The following is a 4,855-nucleotide window of genomic DNA, read 5'->3' as shown; positions in this document are numbered from 1 at the left end:
TTATTGAGTTTCAAATCACTGACATGGTTTTAAAAAACGTATCGGAACCAATTGACAATAATGAAGTCGTGGAAAACGTAGCTGAGGTTAATATCTTATCGATATTAACTCCACAAGAATATATCGATACATTAGGACGATTTAATCAGTTTACTAAGTTTCTAGAATTGGTTAATACTTACCTTCCTTATCCTAAGACCTCGTTAATTCAATCATTGACCAACAAACTCCAAGTGTCGGGGATTAATGAATCTACAGACTCAAATGACTTTTATCTGACATATTCAGAGATTGCCACGCTATGGCTTTCATAGCCATGTTAAATGACTGTTTAACGTATGAACCGAAAGCTGTAGATACTTCCATAAGCATTTCAAGCCCCTTGCTTAAGGCAATGTGYATWGCAGCRGCTTTGTTGATAAATGCAATACCAATGGTAGGCAATACTCCACAAACTAATTTACCTGCCATATTACCCAAAAAACCGGCGGTAGTACTAATAAATTGATTAGCAATATTCATCATATTTTTGTCTATCTGTTCATCTGATATATTCCAGTTGAAGTTCCAGAAACTATCCCAATTAGACGTGATAAATCGTGCTACTTTCTCAAAACTAAAGTTAGATAAAAACTTAGTAATTCCTTCCCACAACCAACCTCCAAACGATTTACCCCATTCAACTACTTTACCAGTTATTTTTGCCCATAGCTTGCCAAACCAACCCATCTCTTGAGTAGATGTTCTCTGGGCTAAATTAACTTGTCTAACGCCATTCCTACCTATACTGCTACGAGTTTGACGGCTAGACAAGCTACGAGTACTCCTTAGCATTCTCACGCTTCTAGCTACCATTACAAAGTTCCTCTCAGTGGGTTATCGCCGTCAATCAATTCGGTTTCTATCTTGATATCAGGAAAGTCTTTTTTCAATAATTCTTGTACTTTATTAGTCTCTTGCTCTCTAATCTCGTCTTGTTTTTTCATTGAATCATATAACCTAGTTAAATCGGCTAATATGTCTTTTGACGGGTCATTACCATTAACTTGTAAAGTACCTTGCGCTCTAACTATTGAGAATATTTCCTTTATTTGATTTAAGGCTGTCTGTAGTGTTTCTTTCGCGTTCTTTTGATTAGTGATTTTAACTTTACTTTCGTTAGGTTCTAGTAGTTCCTCAAAATTATCAGCCTCTGGAGTAAACGCTGTTTTTAGTTTCTCGTATTTTTCCTCGGTTTCAAATCCTAAATAGTCTAATATTTCCGAGACTTCCCTACCAGCTTTAAAGGCTGCTGAATGCGCCAAACTTGCTTCATGTAAACAGGTTAAAACAGCGTTTTGTGTAACCTGATGAGAGATGGCAATTTCCATTACCATCCCGAATATTTCAGCAATTGATTCAGCTAAGTTAGGTAATTTGATTTCCGCGTGTTCCTGTTCTTTGGTCATCAAATTTACGTCATCAATCTCGACTTTAACTTCAAATTCACCCCATCTTTCGTCATCGATGTCAAATCGATACATTAACCATTCTGGCAATGTGTTTATTCGTTTAATTCTGTTCTCTGGATTATCAGCATTAACCGTGATTTTTTCCGGCATTTCAGCCGGAAAGGATTCAGGGTCTAGGAACTCGTAAATCCTTCTAATCATTCCACAGCATTCTTCGTTCATATCTGGTATTGTTATCGTTCGTATATTTTCAGGTTCTTCTCCTTCGATGCATTGCGGGATATCTTTTGTGCTCGCGGAAAATCTAGGAATTACATAATCAAATTCTGTGCATTCCATCCACCAATCACAAAATACACCTATACTTTCAAACATTAAATCAGGGTCGCCGTATGCCCACTCAGACTCCCACTGTCCTTGCGTATAAAAAAACCTCTCACTTCCTGTTGGTTGAGGAGTTTCTCCCCACCTCCAATCCATATGACTAAAAAAAGTGATGCTACTTCCACTTGGTGGAGGATTACAGCATCCCCCGCTACCCATTTGTCTGTCGAACTCTTCAACGCTGTACTTTTCATTAGCTTTTATGGTACAACCGATATTGCCATTTCCGCCATTTCCATTGTCTGAATCATCATCTGAATCATCATCTGAATCATCATCTGAACTATCGCCTGGTCGCCTTCCTTTATCATCATCTACCTCGTCACCGCTATTAGGACCGCCAAAACCTCTACCAGCGCCACCCTTTCCCCTAGGTTTTTTTCCTCCCTTTGGTTCATCTCTGTTTGGTGGTTCCTTGACAGTTGCCTCTTTTTTAATATCCTCTCTTTTTTCCCTTTCTTCAGCTTCTCTTTTTTTGTGATATTCATCTGCATCCCAGTATTCAGGAGCTACATATTTAGAATCACTTATAAATTTGTTTCGAGTATCTAATTCCCTCCCGTATGGGTCTCCAGTCCAACCTCGAAACGGGTCTCCTAGTTTACCGGGGTCATCGTTTAATCTAAAGGGAGCTGTGTCATATCTAACCACCGATCGAGGTATAACCTTTGGTTTGTCTCTAAGCGTCCGTCTGGCTCTAACAATCTTAACGTGTTGTAATAAGGTTAATATGATTATATGAGAGTATAATTATGGTACTAAATCCATGAAATACGGGAAATCATGAGAGGTGTTAGAAAATAGACTACTGGGGGATTTGAGCAAATACCCAAACAGTTTTTTAATAAATTTTCGGGTGGGTCGATAGCGCCACAAATCTTCGAGCAGCAAATTAATCTTAACATTGCCATAAATTAGGCATTGAGAGTCTTCATAAAACTTCTGCTGCATAAAAGTCATCGGGTCTGAATAAACATCATTAACAAGGAATGGTTTGATTCCCGCCCAATGAATCACACAAGCCTCTTTATGCCAGTCGCGATTCCCAATTTTCCCGTCCTCAAGGGGGAAACGTTGACGCATTTCTTCTTGGGAATAGTTCCACATCAAAACCTGCATTGGTGCAGTTTTCAGATGAATTTTTCCCTCATCTAATGCTCGAAAAATCATGAAATTTAATAGTCCTTGTTCGCCATATTTAAAAACATCAGGGTATCGATTCTTAAACTCCAACAGTTCGGCATATTCAGCCAAGCTAAAAATCCCCCTCTTGCCCCCAAATACCCCAGTGACAAAATAGGGTCGATCTTGATAATTAAAATCAGGGAAGTGCTTTTTAATTCCCTCCAAGTCAAAGAATAAACGCGAAATATCTTCAGCCTTCCAATCCTCCAAATTATGATCAATAATCATGTCATAATGTTCAAGATCCCCAAAATCTAGCACATCCCCCCAGATTATTGTATCCGCATCTAAAAACAGAAAATTCTGCCAAGGACTTTCCCAAAAGGCAATCATTTTAGTCAAGCCCCAACCAAAACTATTTTCCTTTAGAAACGGATGTTTGACCGTCTTTTGATTAATAATCTTAACACCGTAAGTTTTTTCTAAGCTGGTTGTATTAAAATCACCATCAACGATTAAACAGATAGGAACATCCCCGCCAAAGTAGCGAATACTAGCACAACATCCTGCCGCAAAGTGGTAGTCCTTAAAACAACAAGCAATGATAATCCCAAAGTCTTGAATCATGGTAAATAGTTTCTCATCGCAGATTATGGGGGATAGTATAGCATTTTGATAGGATTTGAGAAGGTGCGATCGCTCTCTATTTTGACCTGTCGGCACTGCCTTTGAAACCACCAACGGTAGACTATCCAAGCCTTACCCAGTTTAATCGCTCCACTGCTGACACTCCATTGCCTCTCAATTCCGCTTCTGAAACATCCCATTTTCTACTATTAGAGGCAACCACCATAAATTTTTACATTTCTTAATCAAACTCCCGTCTTTTTCCGTTTTTTTTCCGTCTTTTTCCGGCTTTCACATATTCGTATAGTTGGCTTATAATAACTATGAAATTCAATATATCCTCAAAACCAACCATGTGGCGATTCAGAATAGATACAAGCTGGGGAAATCAAGTTAATTAATCTGAATAATTAAGGAGAATTACATGAATTTTCAGCCCGGATATGCCGAAAACCCCGATCCTCGTTGTCCAGTTGTTTTGCTTCTGGACACATCAGGTTCAATGAGCGGTCAACCCATTGATCAATTAAATCAGGGATTAGTCACTTTTCAGCAAGAACTAAGCCAAGACAGCCTAGCTGCTCGGCGTGTACAAGTGGCAATTGTCACCTTTGATAGTTATGTAAATGTCGTTCAAGATTTTGTTGACTTTGATCAATTTAATCCTCCTCACCTGTCAACCACAGGTACAACGGCAATGGGCGAAGGTATTGGAACAGCGCTCAATCTGATCGAATCTCACAAGCAGCTTCTTAGAGCTAATGGTATTGATTATTATCGACCTTGGTTGTTAATGATTACAGATGGCGCACCTACTGATAGTTGGCAAAATGCCGCTCAAATGCTTCATCAATTTTATGCTAATAAAAAGGTGGTTTTTTTTGCCATTGCTGTTCAGGGTGCAGACATGAATACTCTGTCGCAAATTGTTCCCCCCGGTTCTATACCTCCTCAACAGCTACAAGGATTAGCATTTAATCAGCTATTTACCTGGTTGTCTAAGTCAATGGGATCAGTATCTCGGAGTCAAGGTAGTGGCGCTCAAGTGGCTTTGCCAGACGCAAGCGAATGGGTAGTTGGCACTTAATTATCAATAGGATTTTATCATGCAGTGGCAAGCAATTGGGTGTAGTGAAATAGGCTCAGGACATATCAAAACAGGTATTCCGTGCCAGGATTTTTGCGGTCATCAAATAATCTCAAATAATCAGGTAACTATTGGCGCTGTTTCTGATGGAATGGGGAGTGCTGCCCATTCTGATTTGGGT

Annotated in this window: 4 protein-coding genes and 1 pseudogene; 2 read left to right on the top strand and 3 right to left on the bottom strand. The window is 39.3% G+C overall.

The genetic code is table 11. The features are described from left to right. Window positions 1-291: 291 nt before the first annotated feature. The 3 genes and pseudogenes from B9T16_RS25770 to B9T16_RS25760 form a co-directional block, all read right to left on the bottom strand. Window positions 292-855: pseudogene (locus B9T16_RS25770) on the bottom strand (hypothetical protein); the annotation flags it as partial. After that, a complete protein-coding gene (locus B9T16_RS25765; protein WP_410246100.1) occupies window positions 855-2,540 on the bottom strand; it encodes a hypothetical protein in 1,686 nt (561 codons plus the stop codon). The gene B9T16_RS25765 and the pseudogene B9T16_RS25770, both read right to left, overlap by 1 nt. A gap of 45 nt (window positions 2,541-2,585) precedes the next feature. After that, complete coding sequence (locus B9T16_RS25760) at window positions 2,586-3,587, bottom strand: hypothetical protein (RefSeq protein ID WP_410246099.1); 1,002 nt, start codon at window positions 3,585-3,587, stop codon at window positions 2,586-2,588. A gap of 424 nt (window positions 3,588-4,011) precedes the next feature. On the opposite strand from B9T16_RS25760, the gene B9T16_RS25755 reads away from it, so the two are divergent. Further along, window positions 4,012-4,674 carry a vWA domain-containing protein gene (locus B9T16_RS25755; RefSeq protein ID WP_410244890.1) on the top strand — a complete coding sequence of 221 codons (663 nt, stop codon included), beginning with the start codon at window positions 4,012-4,014 and terminating at the stop codon, window positions 4,672-4,674. 19 nt (window positions 4,675-4,693) lie between these two features. Continuing rightward, window positions 4,694-4,855 (top strand): protein phosphatase 2C domain-containing protein (locus tag B9T16_RS25750; protein ID WP_410244894.1); only part of this gene is annotated, 162 nt, incomplete at its 3' end.

Source organism: Arthrospira sp. PCC 8006, from assembly GCF_046480465.1.
Classification (GTDB): Bacteria; Cyanobacteriota; Cyanobacteriia; order Cyanobacteriales; family Microcoleaceae; genus Limnospira; species Limnospira platensis.
The sequence above is the reverse complement of the archived record's forward strand: the minus strand, read 5'-3'. Positions and strand labels throughout refer to the sequence as shown.

What these genes read in the sequence shown, in the direction of transcription:
- B9T16_RS25760 (WP_410246099.1), bottom strand. Translation starts at nt 3,587, where the DNA reads ATGATTCAAGACTTTGGGATTATCATTGCTTGTTGTTTTAAGGACTAC.
- B9T16_RS25755 (WP_410244890.1), top strand. Translation starts at nt 4,012, where the DNA reads ATGAATTTTCAGCCCGGATATGCCGAAAACCCCGATCCTCGTTGTCCA.